13 protein-coding genes are annotated in these 15,603 nt (G+C 63.4%); all 13 read left to right on the top strand.

The window, feature by feature from the left end:
- Positions 1–237: 237 nt before the first annotated feature.
- Positions 238–669, top strand: coding sequence for a prepilin-type N-terminal cleavage/methylation domain-containing protein (locus tag ENJ19_04305; protein ID HHM04952.1), 432 nt, complete (start codon positions 238–240; stop codon positions 667–669).
- 199 nt (positions 670–868) lie between these two features.
- Positions 869–2,806, top strand: coding sequence for a hypothetical protein (locus ENJ19_04300; protein ID HHM04951.1), 1,938 nt, complete (start codon positions 869–871; stop codon positions 2,804–2,806).
- Positions 2,807–2,959: 153 nt separating this feature from the next.
- Entirely contained in the window at positions 2,960–3,814 is an 855-nt protein-coding gene (locus ENJ19_04295) for a glycosyltransferase family 2 protein (protein HHM04950.1), read from the top strand.
- Positions 3,811–4,878 (top strand): DUF354 domain-containing protein, encoded by a 1,068-nt coding sequence (locus tag ENJ19_04290; protein HHM04949.1) that lies wholly within the window; start codon positions 3,811–3,813, stop codon positions 4,876–4,878. The genes ENJ19_04295 and ENJ19_04290 overlap by 4 nt, the downstream gene beginning before the upstream one ends.
- Positions 4,878–6,752 carry an asparagine synthase (glutamine-hydrolyzing) gene (gene asnB / locus ENJ19_04285; protein HHM04948.1) on the top strand — a complete coding sequence of 625 codons (1,875 nt, stop codon included), beginning with the start codon at positions 4,878–4,880 and terminating at the stop codon, positions 6,750–6,752. Before ENJ19_04290 ends, asnB begins: the two co-directional genes overlap by 1 nt.
- Positions 6,749–7,900 carry a glycosyltransferase family 1 protein gene (locus ENJ19_04280; protein ID HHM04947.1) on the top strand — a complete coding sequence of 384 codons (1,152 nt, stop codon included), beginning with the start codon at positions 6,749–6,751 and terminating at the stop codon, positions 7,898–7,900. Before asnB ends, ENJ19_04280 begins: the two co-directional genes overlap by 4 nt.
- Positions 7,884–8,819 carry an FkbM family methyltransferase gene (locus tag ENJ19_04275; protein ID HHM04946.1) on the top strand — a complete coding sequence of 312 codons (936 nt, stop codon included), beginning with the start codon at positions 7,884–7,886 and terminating at the stop codon, positions 8,817–8,819. Before ENJ19_04280 ends, ENJ19_04275 begins: the two co-directional genes overlap by 17 nt.
- A gap of 40 nt (positions 8,820–8,859) precedes the next feature.
- Positions 8,860–10,077, top strand: a complete 1,218-nt coding sequence (locus ENJ19_04270; protein ID HHM04945.1) for a hypothetical protein — start codon at positions 8,860–8,862, stop codon at positions 10,075–10,077.
- Positions 10,074–11,150: a hypothetical protein gene (locus ENJ19_04265; GenBank protein ID HHM04944.1), complete on the top strand. Its 1,077-nt coding sequence runs from the start codon at positions 10,074–10,076 to the stop codon at positions 11,148–11,150. The genes ENJ19_04270 and ENJ19_04265 overlap by 4 nt, the downstream gene beginning before the upstream one ends.
- Complete coding sequence (locus tag ENJ19_04260) at positions 11,147–12,457, top strand: hypothetical protein (protein ID HHM04943.1); 1,311 nt, start codon at positions 11,147–11,149, stop codon at positions 12,455–12,457. Before ENJ19_04265 ends, ENJ19_04260 begins: the two co-directional genes overlap by 4 nt.
- A gap of 91 nt (positions 12,458–12,548) precedes the next feature.
- Positions 12,549–14,237, top strand: a complete 1,689-nt coding sequence (pilB, locus tag ENJ19_04255) for a type IV-A pilus assembly ATPase PilB (protein ID HHM04942.1) — start codon at positions 12,549–12,551, stop codon at positions 14,235–14,237.
- 2 nt (positions 14,238–14,239) lie between these two features.
- Positions 14,240–15,457, top strand: coding sequence for a type II secretion system F family protein (locus tag ENJ19_04250; GenBank protein ID HHM04941.1), 1,218 nt, complete (start codon positions 14,240–14,242; stop codon positions 15,455–15,457).
- Between the two features lie 29 nt (positions 15,458–15,486).
- A partial coding sequence (locus ENJ19_04245) for a prepilin peptidase (GenBank protein ID HHM04940.1) occupies positions 15,487–15,603 on the top strand: 117 nt, incomplete at its 3' end.

Below are 15,603 nucleotides of genomic sequence, written 5' to 3'. Positions count from 1 at the left end.
AGAGAGCCGTCGCGAAATGTGATGGATGTCACAAATTCGCGGGTTTTTCAGGGTGGCAAAGCAGAATCGGCAACAGCAGGGACGGGCTGGCATGCATTCTGCTTTTTCGGTCAGCACGGCGGATACGGCTTCCCGTCCTGCCAGCAGGAGCGACCCGGCACGGAGACCGCCAACGACGGGCAAGACTGGACGCTTACAAGATTTGACACCACTGAACAACCACTGGAGAGACCCGAGATGAACAAGCAGCAAGGTTTTACACTGATCGAACTGATGATCGTCGTCGCCATCATCGGCATTTTGGCGGCCATTGCCATTCCCGCTTACCAGGACTACACCGCCCGCGCGCAGGTGTCTGAAGGCATCACCCTGGCGGAGGGCTTGAAGTCCACCATTGCCGAAGTGTATGCGGACTCGGGCACGTTCACTGGTGTATCCAGCGGTTCCAAGGGTCTGCCCGCCGCTACCGACGTCAAAGGCAACTATGTGAGCCAGGTCGCCGTGGCGGACGGGAAAATCACTGTCACCATGAAGAGTTCTGGCGTAGCCTCGGTAGTTGCCGGCAAGACTTTCACGCTCAGCCCCACCGCCGGCACCGGCTCGGTGACCTGGACTTGCGCCAAAGACAGTATCGACGACAAATATCTGCCCTCCAACTGCCGCAGCTAAGCAATACAGGCTCCGCTGCCAGGCCCGCTTCGCGCGGGCCTGATCTTTTTGCGGTGTGGCCGTGCCGGGTGAATCCCATGACGGTGTCAACAAGCTCCGGTTCACCCCGCCTTATCTCCCTCCGTTGTCCTTGCCATCGCCGGGGCAAGCCTGATCGCGGCATGAACCTCGCGCCACCCAACGGTTTTTCTCTCTCGTCGTGAAGCGCTTTCCAATCCCATTTCTTGCTGCCGCGCTGACATTGGCGGCACTGGCGCTGGCGGTATATTGGCCGGGCCTGGGTGGCCCTTTCCTGTTTGATGATTATTCCAGTCTCGCCAGGCTGGGTGAGGTGGGCGGTGTCCACGACTGGAACACCTTCCGCCAATATGTCTTGGGGGGCGTCGGCGGGCCCGGCGGCCGTCCCCTGGCCTTGCTGAGTTTCTTGATCAACGACACGGGATGGCCCTCGGACCCCTGGTCGTTCAAGTACACCAATGTGCTGTTTCATCTCCTCAACGGTGTGCTGCTGTTCGCGCTGTCCCATCGCCTGTTGCGCGATTTTCTCGGGCAAAAGCCGCGCGAGGCCGCCTGGGCCGCATTGTTGGCCAGCGCGTTGTGGCTGCTGCATCCTTTGCTGGTATCCACCACCCTTTATGTCGTGCAGCGCATGGCAATTCTGTCGGCCACCTTTGTGCTGCTCGGCCTCCACGGCTATTTGCACGGGCGGTCGTGGCTGGAACGGCGGCCGGTCCGTGCCTACCTGGGTATGGGGGCCAGCGTGGTGTCGGGTACGGCCTTGGCCGTGCTCTGCAAGGAAAACGGCGCGTTATTGCCGGCATTGATCCTGGTGCTGGAATTCACCCTCTTGAGCGCCGCCTCCGGAACGCGTCCCTCTTGGCGTTTTATCGGCCTCTTCCTGGGGCTTCCCGGCCTGGTGATTTTGGCCTATCTGGTGTATGTGGCGGTGACCGGCAGCGGCTATCAGGTGCGCGACTTCGGCCCGCTGGAGCGTTTGCTGACCCAGGGCCGGGTGCTGTTCGACTATCTGTACCACTGGTTTGTGCCCTGGCTGCCGGCGCGGGGTTTGTTCAATGAAAACTATGTGGTGTCCACGGGCTGGTTTTCCCCTGCCACTACATTGCCTGCCGCCCTGGGAATCGCGGCCTTGCTGGCGGGCGCGGTGAGCCTGTCCCGCCGCTGGCCCTTGCTGAGCGGGGGGGTTTTGTTCTTCTTAGTGGGTCATGCTTTGGAATCTACCACTTTGGGTCTGGAGATCTATTTTGAACACCGCAACTACCTGCCCGCCATGTTGTTGTGGCTGCCGCTTGCCGCCGGCCTGGTGCGCCTGGTCTGCGCACGTAAAGCGGCTGCCGCGCTGCCTGTGGCGCTGGTGGCCCTGGTGGCGGTCAACACGGCCGCCAGGGCCCAGATTTGGGGGGATGAAGTGCGCCTGGCTTTGCACTGGGCCGGGCAGAACCCCACTTCCCAGCGTGCCCAGCGGGTGGCGGCCTACAGCCTGGAACAGGCGGGGCGGCCGGATCTGGCTCTGGCGACGCTGGCCCTGGCCATGGACCACTTGCCCGCCAACATCCCCATACGCCTGCACTGGCTGGTACTCAAGTGCAGCTACGACACGGTGACGCCGGATGATATCCAGGCCAGCTTGCGGGTGCTGGAGACCGCTCCTTATGACTTCCGAACCTTCGAGTTGCTGAAGACAGTACTCGATGTGGCGCCCGGTTCCGCCTGCCGTGGCCTGGACGGCGGTTTTTCTCATGCCATGCTGGCGGCGCTGGCCCGGAATCCGGCGGCGCAAAGCAAGCTGGCGGCGCAGCGCCAGCTGACTCATCTGCGCGGCTATTTGTTCGCGGCCGGGGGGGATGGCGGGAGGGCACTGCAAGCCTTTACCGCCAATCAGGCGCTGAAGCCGGAGTTGGATACCGGTCTATCCCAGGTCGCCATTTTGGCCAGCCGGGGATTTTACCGCGAGGCCCTGCTTCATCTGGAAGCAGTGCGTCGGAACGCGCCGCCACCGGAGAAGTTCCGCAAGCGCCTGGCCAGTCTCGATTACGCCGCCGAGTTTGAGCGGCTGGAACGCCAGTTGCGGGAGGATCTTGCCCGTCAAGAAAACGCACAGGGGACCGAATTAAAATAACTGACGGCTTAGCAGGATGTTCAATGCCCGGCGCCGTTGAACATGACGGTGCCTCCCTGCACCGTCCACAGCTTGTCGGGAAACCCTGTTTTTCAAAAAGCTGTTAAGGCCACCGTGTAGATTTGATTGCGCCCCCCGTGGCTGGCGAAGGACATGCTCAGCATTATCATTCCTGCCAAAAACGAACAGGCCGGTCTTGCCGGATTGCTGCCCAGGCTTGAGTTGCTGTACCCCGAGGCGGAAATCATCGTCGTTGATGACGGTTCGACCGACGGCACTGCGGCGGTTTGCGCGAACCACGGCGTCACACGATGCTCCCACCCCTACAGCCTGGGCAATGGCGCGGCCGTGAAAACCGGCGCCCGCCTGGCGCGCGGTGAGATCCTGGTGTTCATGGATGCGGACGGTCAGCACGTGCCCGATGACATTGCGGCGCTTGTGGCCGCTTTGGAGGCGGGTCATGAAATGGCCGTGGGGGCGAGGCACCCCTCCAGCCAGGCCGGTTGGGCGCGGCGGCTGGCCAATGGCTTTTACAATCGCCTGGCCACGTGGATGACGGGCCATGAGATCCGCGATCTCACCTGCGGGTTTCGGGCGGTTCGGGCGGCGCCGTTCCGGGAATTTCTGCATTTGCTGCCCAACGGCTTTTCTTATCCCACCACCAGTACTATGGCGTTTTTCCGCGCCGGTTATCCCGTCGCCTACGTGCCGATTCACGCGGCGGCGCGGCAGGGGAGCAGCCATATCAGGCCGGTGCGGGACGGCCTGCGTTTTTTACTGATCATCTTTCGGGTGGGCACCTTGTATTCACCGCTCAAATTGTTTTTGCCGTTCAGCATCGCCCATTTTGTTTTGGGGGTGGGCTACTACCTGTTTACCTATTTCACCATGGGGCGCTTTACCAACATGAGCGCCTTGCTGCTGACCACTGCCGTGGTGATTTTTCTTATCGGCCTGGTATCGGAGCAGATCACCATGTTGCTCTATCAGCGACGGCCGCCGCGATGAACGTGCTGGTGGATATCGGCCACCCTGCCCACGTGCACTTTTTCCGACACCCTTTGCGCCTGCTCCGGGAGCGGGGCCATCGGCTGCTCATTACCAGCCGCGACAAAGAAATGGCGCTGACCTTGCTGGATGATCTGGGTTTTGCGCACCAGCCCATTTCGGCGCTGGGCAAGGGTGGGCTGGTTGGACTGGGCTGGGAGCTTGCGCGGCGCAATGTCGCGTTGTGGCACATCGTGCGCCGGTTCCAGCCCGACATCATGACGGCCATTGGCGGCACCAGCATTGCCCAGGTGGGACGCATGACTGGTGTGCCCTCCCTGGTGTTCTACGATACCGAGAACGCCACCTTGCAAAACGCCATGACTTACCCCTTTGCGAGCTGCGTGGCAGTGCCGCACTGTTATCGGGGGTGGTTGCCCCGGCGACGACATCTGCGCTACCGGGGTTTTCACGAACTCAGTTATCTGCACCCCAAACGCTTCACGCCCGCCAGGGCGCTGGCCCTGGCCAATGGCCTGGCGTCACAGGGAGACACCTTCTTTGTGCGACTGGTCTCCTGGCAGGCCAGCCACGATGTTGGCCAGTGTGGCTGGCACGTGGCCCTGCTCAAGCAGCTGCTGGCCGAATTGAGGCCACTGGGAAAAGTGTTGATTTCTTCTGAGGCGCCCCTGCCAGCCGCCTTCGAGGCCTATCGCTACACCGGCGCGGCGGCAGCGGTGCATCATGTTGTGGCCCATTGTCGCGCCTATATTGGCGAGAGTGCCACCATGGCCTCCGAAGCGGCGATGCTGGGGGTGCCCGCGCTCTACTGCGCCCAAACCGCCCGCGGCTACACCGACTATCTGGAAGCCGCCTTCGGCCTGGTGCGCAATGTTCCCAAAGTCAACTGGGCGGCTTTGGCGCCGGCCTTGCGCAGCGTTCTGGAGACAGATCCGGGGCAATGGCAGCAAGCGCGCCAGGCCATGCTTGCCCGACACATCGACGTGGCCGGATTTGTGAGCGCCTGCGTGGAAAATCTGCATAAACAAATGCAGCGGTACCGGCAAAGCGGTGCGGTGTTCTGATGTGTGGTTTGTGCGGCTGGTTGTCACCTTCCCCTGAGGGAGGCCCAAGGGCGGCGCCCCTCCTGGCAGCCATGCTCGACAGTTTGGTTCATCGCGGTCCCGATGGGCAAGGAGAGCATCTGGGGGCACATGTCGCCCTGGGGCATCGCCGGCTGGCGGTTATCGATCTGGCGGGCGGCGCCCAGCCTATGAGCAGCGCGGACGGCCAGGTGACCTTGGTGTACAACGGTGAAATTTACAACTTCGCCGCCTTACGTGACGACCTGCGTGCCCAGGGGCAGGCATTCAGAACCCGCTCGGATACGGAAGTGATACTCGCACTCTATCAGAACGGGGGATGGCAGGCATGGCGGCGGCTGCGTGGCATGTTTGCCTTCGTCCTGTGGGACGGTGCACAACGCCGGGCCTATCTGGTACGCGATGCATGCGGAATCAAACCGTTGTTTTTTCATCACCGCCCCGACGGAACTTTGGTGTTCGCCTCGGAAGCCAAGGCCATTTTGGCCGTGCTGCCGGAACTGGCGCGGATCGATGAACAGGCCTTGCATGTTCTGATGAACTTCCGTTACCTGCCCGGCGGCCTCAGCCTCTTTCGGGGCATTGAACAGCTCTCGCCCGGTGCCGTGCTGGAATGGCGGCCGGACAGCGGTGCAAGGGCAAGGCAGCGGACATTGGCGCCTGACGTCATGCCCGCCGAGGATGTGCCCATGGTCCTGCGCCAGTCGGTGCAGGCCCATGCTGTCGCCGACGTGGAGGTGGGCGCCTACCTCTCAGGTGGCCTGGATTCCGCTGCACTGGTCTCCATCCTGAAGCGGCAATGCGGGATTCGACCGCAAACCTTCACCCTGGCTGTGGGTGACGATCCCCGGGAGGCCCCTTATGCCGCCGAAAGCGCGCGCCTGCTCGGGGTACCCAACAAACAAGCACCCCTGATCCTGAGCCTGGAAGACGATTTGCCGCGCCTGCTCTGGCATCTGGAAACACCCAAGGTCAATGCCGTGCAGGTGTATGCCCTGGCGCGCTTCGCGGCGCGCGATGTCAAAGTCGTGCTGTCGGGTCTCGGTGGGGATGAATTGTTCTATGGCTACAACGCCCACCGCATTTTTTATCAGCTGATGCGCCTGCCCGGTGCTTTGGCAAGGATGGCGGGCAGGAGCGCTGCCCCCTTGCTGGCAAGGCTGGGCAGCTTGCCTTGGGGCGAACCGGAACGCGCCCTGCGCATGCTGGGTCACCATGGCGATTGGCCCTGGGTGTACGGATTGCTGCGCAATGTCTGGGACAGCCCCAGGCTGCGCCGCGACCTGTACGGCCCGCGCATGCTGGATGCGTCCCCGGACGGCGCGTTCGACGTGCTGCGGGAGGCCTGGCCTTGCCACCGCGATCCCTTGGTGGCGATGAATCAGTTCGAGTGGCGCAACAAGCTGGTCAATGACCTGTTGTGGCAGGAAGACCGGGCCGCAATGGCCTGGGGCCTGGAAGTGCGGGTGCCCTTCGTGGACGCGGACCTGCATGCAGCCGTCCAGCACCTGGGGCGCAGGACCTTGATGCCCGGTGGCCAGCTGAAGGGCTATATGAAAAACAGCTTGCGCCACGAACTGCCCGGTGCGCTCTTTGCCAGACCCAAGAGCGGTTTCCAGCTCCACGCGCCACGCTTTTTTAATCAGCATCTGCGCCCCCTGGCGCGGGAATACCTGAGCGAACGCCGCCTGACCGAAACGGGTTTGTTTAACCCGGAATTTGTCCGTCAGGTGCTACGGCGGCCGCCCCGCACGGGCTTGCGCTGGCACTACTTTATCCTTTATCTGATGTTGATGACGGAATTGTGTGTGGACATTTTCGAAAAGCACCGCCGGCCGGCAGGTCATGCCCCATGATGCCGGAGCTTTATATCGTTGGTGGCATTGAGGGCTTGCAGGCCTATTCCACCAAAGTGGTCACGGACGCCCTGTCAGCCGCCCTCAAGCGGCGCGGCGTGAAGCTCACTGTGCTGGTGAGGCGCCCGGCGCGCGTGCCAAGATCGACGTGGCTGCGCTGGCTGACGGAGGCCTGGCAGCGCTATGTGCGCTACCCGCGCTGGTGCCGCGCGCGAATTCCCGCCGGCGCCTGGGTCTATGTTACGGATCACGCCAATGCCGCGTGTCTGCTGTGGCTGAAGCGTGGCTGCCGCGGCTGCGTGCACGTGCATGACCTCGCCAGCCTGCGCCGGCCATGGACGATGCCTTATCCCATGGCGCCGCACCAGCTGTTCATCTGGTTGCTCAGCATGCTGTTCAAAAAGCCGGGCTTGTTGCGCGCCCGGCATTTGGTGGCCATCTCTCGTTTCACCCGGGATGAACTGGTGCGGTACCTGGGTATCGCCGAACACAGAATTGCGGTGGCCCGCAATGGCGTTGACGCGGCTCTGTTCTATCCCGAACCCCGGGTCCCGGCGCGCGCGGCCTTGCACTACGCTTCGTCGTGCTTCGTTGTGCTCACTGTAGGACACGGCGCCTTGCGGAAAAACTATCGCGTGGTGGTGGAGGCGCTGGCCTTGCTCAAAGAGCGGATAGCGGCACTCAGATGGGTGCACGTGGGTGATTTGGGAGACAAATGCCAGGCACGTGCGGCAGCGCTCCATTTGCATTTTGAACTGTTGCCGTCGCTGCATGTCACTGCGCTGCGCCGTCATTACAGCGCCGCCGATGTGCTGGTGGCACCGTCATGGTACGAAGGCTTCGGACTCACGCCCTTGGAAGCCCTGGCCTGCGGCGCCGCAGTCGTTGCTTCCGCCATTCCCGCTCACCGGGAAGTGCTCCGGTCCCAGGCCCGCTATTTCCCCCCGGACAACCCCCAGGCCCTGGCGGACGTGTTGTCGCAAATTGCCCAAGGGACCGCTGGCAAAGAACACTCACGGCGCGCCCGTGCAGCCTTTGCCCGCCGCTACAGCTGGGACCGCACGGCACACAAGATCTGCCAGTTGATCGAGGCTTCGGAGGATACCGGCGTCACGGTGAAGGGAGCGCAACATGGCCGCTTCCCGTAGTGCCAGCTTGCGCTGGCAGGCTGTGGCGGCGCGTCTCAAACGCGTCCCCCTGTTGCGACGCGGCTACGCGCGTTTTTTTGATCGGGAGCGTTATCCCTATTTCGCCCTGGGCCGGTGGGCCCGGGCAGGCCGTGCCCTGCGACAGACCACGGGTATTCACGGTATCAAAGTGGATGCCGGCGGCGTGTGGGTGTGCCTGCCGAACGGTTTGGAGCTGGCCTATCTGAGCGAGATACCAGGGGCGGGCCTGGAACCCCGCCTGTACCGGGGGCAGTACGAGCCTTTGACCACCAAACTGCTGGGCGACGCGCTGGCCGAAGGGGGCACCTTGCTCGATGTGGGGGCCAACATCGGCTGGTTCAGCCTGCACGGGGCATTGGCCTGCGACAGGGTCACGGTGCACGCCTTCGAACCCGGGGCCCTGGTGGGACGCTACCTGGCGGACAATGTGCGCCGCAATGGTTTTGCATCGCGGATCACGCTCGTCCCCTGCGCGGTGTCGGATCACAACGGCCATGCCTATATCACCGATCACGCGATCGGCCATGCCATGAACCACCTTGTGGACCGCGCAGCGGGCGCTGTACGCCGTATTGCCACGTTGACGCTCGATGACTATGCCTGCCGGAACAGGCTCGCTGACATTCGCCTGATCAAATGCGATGTGGAGGGTGCTGAGCGGGCGGTGTTGCAGGGGGCGTCCCGCTTGTTGCAGACCCAGCGGCCGGCGCTGATCATTGAAGTATCACCGCTGTGGTGTGCCCGCTTCGGGTACCGGCCGGCGGACCTTTGGCAGCTGTTGCAAGCACACGGTTACCACTACGAAGTCATTGGTGACAGTGGCCTGAAGGCGTCCAGCGGAGACTTCGAAAGCGATGTGGGAACAGGGGCCAATGTCTATTTCAAGCCGGAGAGTTAAACCGGCCACAGAAAGGAGGCCGCCACGCGCACGCGACACGTTGCTCAGCCGGCTGGTGACGGCACGGGACGAGGCAGCCGCGCGTTGGGTCGCAGCGCGGCCCGCCGTCTACAGCGTCAAAGCGCTGTTGGATCATGCGCTCAGGGTGTACTTGTCGTCCACGGCGGTAACGCCTGCCAGTCTGTTGCGATATCCCCGCTGCCCCGGCTTTCGCCGCGCGCGGCTGCATTCCCCTTTGACCGCGGCGCTGCGCCGGCGCCTGGCGGGTCAGCGGCCCTGGGCGGCGCTCATCGACGGACTCTATGGCCAAGGGGGAGCTGTGTGGGCGGCGGACGCATTCGCCGCGCGTCTGGCACGAGCCTATGAGCGGCTGGCGCAAACACTGGCTACCAGGCCCGGGGCTGGCGTGAATGTTGTCGCGCCGCCATGGGAGTACCCGCACCATCCCGATGTTCTCCGGCGTATGGGTTGCTTGCGGGCGTGTTTTGTCAGCGGCGGTGAAGGGCTGGGTGGTTTGTATCTGCATGGCAGTTACGCCCTTGGAGATGCGGTACCTGGCTACAGCGATCTGGATGCCCTGTGGGTGCTTCCGGCCGAGGCATGCATGGACCCTGCGGCCCTGGGCCGGGCCCGCAAAACAAGCATGGCGTGTGCGCCGCACTTATACAGCTTTGACCGCCAGCAACACCACGAGTGGTTTGTGTTGACGGGCTTTGAAGCGCACCTTGGCGATGGCGTCTACTATCCCCCGGCATTGTGGCGCGAAGCGCGCAGCCTGGCCGGGAAGATGACATTTTCCGTGGCCGGCAGCGACCACGATGCCGCGGGGGCGCGCTGGGCCCTGCTTTCCCTGGCCGTGCGCACCGTTGAATCGGTGGCGGCCTTGCGCATCGCGAACTGGTATGCGCTTAAAAACACTCTTTCCTATGTGGCGCTGTTGCCGGCGCTCGGCTACCAGGCGCGGGGGGAAGCCTTGTCCAAGGCGGAGGCAATAGCCCGGGCGGCGGAGGAATGGGATGCGGGCGGGGTGCTGGCACTTGCCAGCCGCCTGCGCCAGGAATGGGGAGAGCGCGAAAAAGGCTTGCCCGGCGCTGCTTATTGCCGGGCCCTGGCTTTCAATCCGCACCTCTCCCGCCTTTGCGGCGGTTTGCGGGATACCACGCCCAAATGGGTGCGCCAGGCGCTTCCCTCGGATTTCGGCGCCAGAGTCAGGGCTTATGCGGCGGCGCTGGCTGAATGCCGCGCGCCGGAGTCATGATGTCTTCGAAACTGCCGGGGCCGCAGGATTACGAAGCGGCGGCAGAGCGCGTGATACGCGCTTTGACTGCCCTTCCCGGGGTGGTGGCGCTGCATCGTTTCGGAGAAGTGGCCTGCCCTGGTGTGTCCGATCTGGACTTCTGTCTGTTCTACGACAAAAGTATCGAAAGCCGCCCCCTGTATGCCGCCCTGCGCCGGCTGCGCCGCGCCAGCCCCGTTGCGCTGGATTGCATGCTGGTGCCCGTCGAACTGGCAAGCCGTCTCGACTACCTCGTTTCGGGTTCGGGCATGGCGCTGCCGCCGGCGCTGGGAACCGTGGAGTCGCCACCGCCCTCCTGGCGGCGGCAGCTCCACCGGTCCTTCCTGTTTCTGTGGGTGCCGGTCAAGCTGGCGGCCCTGGCGCGGGCCCTGGTCATGCAACACTATTCGCCGGCGTTCCTGCGGGTGCTCTATTCTCTGCGCTACAGTTTCAGCCTGATGCGCAGCCTGGGCAGCCTTGACCTTGCCGAGATGAGGGCGTTTGAACGCGACATCCGTGTGCTGCGCACTGCATACGTGGCGGGGGAGCGGGATGCGATGCGCGGCCGGGAGCTGGCGTACCGCGCCTTGAGTCTGGCGCAACGCGGCATGCGTTGGCCGCGGGGCGGCGCAGGGGTGGCGGGCGGGTGCCATTTCGCGGTGGATTGGATGAGCTTTGTGTGCATCACCCCCGAGCCCGATGCACCCTTGCAGGTGCGGGTGGGACCGCGGCCACTGGGTGCCGTGCGCAAAGAGCTGCTGCCCGTGGTGGTGCAACTTCCCTCACGGTGGCTGGAGGTGGCCGCCCATTTTTTCGGCACCGCCGCCCTGGCCCCGTATCTGCCCGCCGTGCGACCCGCTGTGCAGGCGCCGGCCTTGCCCTGGCCCGCTTTGCAGCACCAAGCGGAGGTGTTTTCCACCTTGCACGCCTCTTTTCGCCGCCACGGCCTGCGCCGGGGCTCGCCCATTTCGCCTTTGCTGCGTCGCTACGATCAGGGCAGCGCCGAAGTGTTGTATCGCTGGAGCCGTTTTTGGGGCGCCGGGCTTGGACCATGAACGGGCGGGCGGACGGGGGTTTTTACTGGAGCCTGGGCGCCACAACAGTCCAGGCGGCGTATGGGGCATCCCTTTTCGGCGTGGTGGGGGCGCGCTATGGCCTGGAGGATCTGGGACACTTTGTATGGGTGTTCAATGCCTGGCTGTTGTGCATTGTGGCGGTTGGCTTTGGGAATCATCAAACAGCGATTCTGATGGCTGCCGATCCGGACCTGCCCCAGGACCAGGTCCGGAGAGCGGGTCTGGCGGCGGGCGTCCGAGCGGGTGCCGTGGGTGCCGCTGCGCTGGCGGCCCTGGGGGGCGTGTGGCTGGTCTTGGGCGACAGTCGTGGCGGGCTGCTGCTCATTTTGTCCGCCGGCGTGGTGCCCGCAGTGATGGGACGTTTTTTGAGCGGCTGTCTGATCGGTACCCAAAACGTGGTGCGCTTTGCGCAGTGGTCCGTGGCCAAGGCAGTGCTGACGGTGATCGCGGTGGTGCTGGCGGCCTGGCCGGGCCTGTCGCTGGCGCTGCTGTGCGGTCTCATGGCCGGCGCCGAGGGGCTGGGCCTGCTGGCGCTGCTGCGCCTGTATCCGGGTGAGAAGGTCAGCGGCGTGACACCGGCCGTGGTTTGCCACTATCGCTCCCTGGGCAGGAAAATGGGCCTGAGCACGGTCCTGGCTGAGGCAATTGCCCGGGTGGATGTGCTGGTGGTGGGGATGGTATTGGGGACAACGGCGACGGGACTGTATGGCTTGTTGACCAGTTTCGCACGTCTGCCCTTGCTGTTATCGCAGTCCCATTTGCGTCTCGTGGTGCCCGCCCTGGTGGCCGCCTGGCGGGAAGATGACCTCGCTTCGGCCTTGTGCGTCTTGGAGCGGGCCGTGGCCCACATAACGCGTTGTTTGGTGGCGGGCATTCTATTGCTGGCGGTGGCGGTTCCCTGGGCCGGGCGGGCGCTGGCCGAAAATGGTGTGGACGCAGAGGTCACCTTTGTTTTCATGGCCTTGTTCGGAGCCTTTTCGGTCCAGGCCGGCCTCGGGAGTTTGGGTGCCATGCTGACCAGCTGGGGAAGGGTGGGCGCGCAGCTTGTCCGGCAAGCGCTGTTTCTTTGCGGCTTGAGCGTGGTGGTGGCGGTGGCGGCGGTGACGGCGGGTCTCCCGGCGGTCGCCGTGGCCTTGCTGGCGGCCTATTCACTGTATGCCGTCTCGGCCGCCTTCCTGATCGGGCGCTTTTTCTCCGCCCCGCAGGTGTGGCGGCTGTTTGCGCGCTGGGGCGCGCCGCTCGCCGCTGCAGTGACCGTTTCCCTGCTGGTGCCGCTGGGGGGATAGCCCCGTAAACAATTTCTCTGCCGCGCCGATAGGGGAGGACGGGAGGGTGTGAAACCGTATGGATACCGCCAGACTGGACAATACCATCGCCATGACCGGCTTCGCCCGCACCTTGGTGCAGGAGGGGTTGCTGTCCCACGATCAGGCCCAGTCTATCGTGGACTCGGCCAGCGTGAAGGGGGTGCCCTTTGTCACCGAGCTGGTGGAAAACATCCGCGCCCTGGACGCCCTCACCGTCGCTGTCGCCGGGGCGGAGGGTTTCGGCCTGCCTTTGCTGGATATCGCCGCCATGGACATCGACGGCGAAACCGCCGGCCTGGTGGAAGAAAAGCTGATCCGCAAACACAATGCCCTGCCGCTGTTCAAGCGCGGCAAGCGTTTGTTCGTGGCGGTGTCGGATCCGACCAATTTCCAGGGGCTGGACGAAATCAAGTTTCACGCGGGCTGCAGTGTGGAGCCCGTTTTGGTGGAGCAGGACAAGCTCTCGCTGGCCATCGACCAGGTGATGGAGGCGCAGGACACCAGTCTTTCCGATCTGGCGGATGCGGACCTGGATGATCTGGAAATCTCCGGCGGCGACGAATTGCCCGAGGATGACGGGGGTGATTCGGATGTGGACGATGCGCCCATCGTCCGATTCATCAACAAGCTCCTTCTGGACGCCATCAACGGCGGTGCCTCTGACATTCATTTTGAGCCCTACGAGAAAAGCTACCGCGTGCGTTACCGCGAGGACGGGGTGTTGCACGAGGTGGCCACGCCGCCCCCGGCCCTGGCCAACCGCCTGGCGGCGCGGGTGAAGGTGATGGCACGGCTGGATATTTCTGAGCGGCGCCTGCCCCAGGACGGGCGCATCAAGATGACCTTGTCCAAGAACCGGGCCATTGATTTTCGCGTCAACACCTGCCCCACCCTGTTCGGCGAGAAAATCGTGCTGCGAATTCTCGACCCCACCAGCGCCCAGCTGGGGGTGGACGCCCTGGGGTTTGAGCCGGAACAGAAAGAAGCCCTGCTGGCCGCCGTGCACCAGCCTTATGGCATGGTGTTGGTGACCGGTCCCACCGGCAGTGGCAAAACGGTCTCTCTCTACACCTGCCTGAATATCCTGAACACGCCGGACCGCAATATTTCCACCGCCGAGGATCCGGCCGAAATCAATCTGCCCGGCATCAATCAGGTGAATGTGAACCCCAAGGTGGGCCTCACTTTCGCCTCGGCGCTGCGGGCCTTTTTGCGCCAGGATCCGGACGTGATCATGGTGGGAGAAATCCGTGACCTGGAGACGGCGGAAATCGCCATCAAGGCGGCGCAGACCGGCCACATGGTGTTTTCCACCCTGCACACCAACGATGCCCCCCAGACCCTCACCCGCTTGGCCAACATGGGTGTGGCGCCGTTCAATATCGCCTCGTCGGTATCTCTCATCGTGGCCCAGCGCCTGGCGCGGCGCCTGTGTCCCCACTGCAAGGCGCCCCATGAGATTCCGGCGGAGGCCCTGATTGAGGAAGGCTTCGCCGAAGAAGAGGTGAACGGGCTCACGGTTTTCAGGGCGGTGGGTTGCGATCATTGCAGCGACGGCTACAAGGGCCGGGTCGGTGTCTACCAAGTGATGCCGATTTCGGAAGACATGGGACGCCTGATTATGGAAAACTGTAATGCCATGGCCCTGGCGGACATGGCCCGACAGGAGGGCGTGGCCGATTTGAGGACCTCGGGGCTGAACAAGGTGCGGGCGGGTCTGACCAGCCTGGAAGAAATCAATCGGGTGATAACGGTGTAGTCATGGCAGAAAAAGCACTGAAGCAGGATACCTTTGTCTGGGAAGGGACGGACCGCAAGGGCGCGCGCGCCAAAGGCGAGTTCCGGGGCGCCAGCGTGGCCCTGGTGAAGGCGGAGCTGCGCCGCCAGGGGATCAACCCCCTCAAGGTCAAGAAAAAACCCAAGCCCCTGCTGTCCGGCAAGAAAAAAATCACGCCCAAGGACATTGCGGTGTTCAGCCGCCAGATGGCCACCATGATGAGTTCCGGGGTGCCCCTGGTGCAGTCCTTCGAAATTATCGGCCGGGGACACGAGAACGCCTCCATGCAGGAGCTGATCTTGACCATCAAGGCCGATGTGGAGGGCGGCGCCTCCCTCTCTGAGGCGCTGCAAAAACATCCCCGCCACTTTGACGAACTCTACTGCAATCTGGTGCGGGCCGGAGAACAGGCCGGCATTTTGGAAACCCTGCTGCACAAGATCGCCCTGTACAAGGAAAAAGTGGAAGCCATCAAGGGCAAGATCAAAAAGGCCATGTTCTACCCCACCGCAGTGATCGTGGCGGCCTTCATCGTCACCGGCATCCTGCTCTACTGGGTGGTCCCCCAGTTCGAGTCCATGTTCAAAAGCTTCGGCGGCGATTTGCCGGCCATGACCAAGATGGTCATCGAGATGTCCAATTTTTTGCAGGTCTATTGGTGGGCTGTGCTGGGCGGCATCGCCCTCGCTCTGGTGCTGTTTCTGGAGGCCAAAAAGCGCTCGCGCAAATTCAACCACCTGCTGGACCGCATGGCATTGCAGGTGCCCATCATCGGAGAGATCGTCAACAAGGCCACCATCGCCCGCTATGCCCGCACCCTGTCCACCATGTTCGCCGCCGGTGTGCCCCTGGTGGAGGGCATGACCACGGTGGCCGGCGCTTCCGGCAACATCGTCTACGCCAACGCCATCTTGCGCATGCGCGACGAGGTGGCCACCGGTGTTTCCCTGCAGCAGGCTATGCGCAATTCCGCCCTGTTTCCCAACATGGTGGTGCAGATGGTGGCCATCGGCGAGGAGGCCGGTTCCTTGGATGCCATGCTGGGCAAGGTGGCCGATTTCTACGAAGAAGAAGTGGACAACGCCGTGGATGGCCTGAGCAGTCTGCTGGAGCCGTTGATCATGGCCTTCCTGGGGGTGATCATCGGCGGCCTGGTGATCGCCATGTATCTGCCCATCTTCAAGATGGGTGAAGTGGTCTGACGCCACCGCCAACAGCTGAGGAGGCTGTTTTGACCCTGCTGGGTGAGTATTTCGCGGCCCATGGCTGGGCCCTGGCGCTGGCCGCCGCCCTCATGGGGCTGGTGGTGGGCAGCTTTCTCAACGTGGTGATCCACCGCCTGCCCCTC

Source organism: Gammaproteobacteria bacterium, from assembly GCA_011375345.1.
GTDB lineage: Bacteria > Pseudomonadota > Gammaproteobacteria > DRLM01 > DRLM01 > DRLM01.
The sequence above is the reverse complement of the archived record's forward strand: the minus strand, read 5'-3'. Positions and strand labels throughout refer to the sequence as shown.